Here is a 1,073-nt window from a genome sequence, read left to right on the forward strand (position 1 = left end):
CTGGTCCGAGACACAGTTCACCCAGGACTTCACCACCCTCACCCGAGTGGTGCTCGTGGTGACCTTCACCGTCGCCATCACCTCGGCCGGGATCACCGCAGCCGCCTCCGTCCTGGACCGCCGCCGCACCTACGCCCTGCTGCACCTGGCCGGAACCCCTCTGCGCGTCTTGGACGCCGCACGGAACCGGGAGACGCTCATCCCGGTCACGGTGCTGGCGGGCGGGGCCGTCGCGACCGGGCTGCTGTGCGGGGGCTCGATGATGCTGGCCGGTGGCGACTCATCGTTCGACGCACGCGGCCTGACCGTCCTCGCGGTGTGCTGCGCCGCCGGGGCCGGCGGGATTCTCGCGGCCGGCGGCCTGAGCCGCCCCCTCCTGCGCTCGGTCACCCGGCAGGCGGGGGCGCGCGGCGAGTAATGCCGTGGGTGCCGGCCCGGCCCGGCACCCACGCCCCCGACCTCGCCCAGGCCTTCACCGACCACCTCGGCCGACGCGTGTCCTACGAACCTCTCGCCCGAGGCGTTCGGCCACCTGCTCGTCCCCCGCCCCGTCCTTTCGGCCCCGAACGCGTACAGGCCCGCCTGGCCGAGGACTTCCACGACCACAACCACCCCGCAGGCTTCGGCGACGAAGCCGGCGACCGCGACGTCCTTGTCATGCTGCTGACCGCACTGGCCACGGCGTTTCCCGACGGCCGGCACACCATCGAACGACTCACCCCCGTCGGCACCGACGAAGCACTGCTGTATCGGCGGTTCTCCGGCACCGCCTTCCTCGGCGCCGTGACAGCCGGTGCCCGCGTGGACTTCGCCGGCACCGGCCTGTTCGCCGCCGGCAGCGGAGCTTTCACCGCGCAACGCCACGTCGAAGACCTGTTCACCCTCACCAGCCGAACTGCGCCCGGACCACGCCGGATCATGACCGTGGCATCGACGCCGGACAGCAAGCGGCGGCCGCATCGAGGACGTCGATGCGGCCGCCGCTGCCGTGGCGAGGTTCCGTCGTCCGACGGTGATGCCGGGATGACGAGAATCAGACGCCGTAGGGGTTTTCGATGATGTAGACCCAGTCC

Annotated in this window: 1 protein-coding gene and 1 pseudogene; both read left to right on the forward strand. The window is 71.8% G+C overall.

The window, feature by feature from the left end:
• Nucleotides 1-418: pseudogene (locus tag IG99_RS43385) on the forward strand (ABC transporter permease); the annotation flags it as partial.
• On the forward strand, nt 418-1,059 hold the full coding sequence (locus IG99_RS43390) for an ester cyclase (protein WP_037684549.1): 642 nt from the start codon (nt 418-420) through the stop codon (nt 1,057-1,059). The pseudogene IG99_RS43385 and the gene IG99_RS43390, both read left to right, overlap by 1 nt.
• Nucleotides 1,060-1,073: the final 14 nt, after the last annotated feature.

This window comes from Streptomyces griseus subsp. griseus (assembly GCF_000720255.1).
Classification (GTDB): domain Bacteria; phylum Actinomycetota; class Actinomycetes; order Streptomycetales; family Streptomycetaceae; genus Streptomyces; species Streptomyces griseus_I.

Bases quoted from the DNA above. Each gene is read 5' to 3' on its own strand.
- IG99_RS43390 (WP_037684549.1), top strand. From the start codon at position 418: ATGCCGTGGGTGCCGGCCCGGCCCGGCACCCACGCCCCCGACCTCGCC.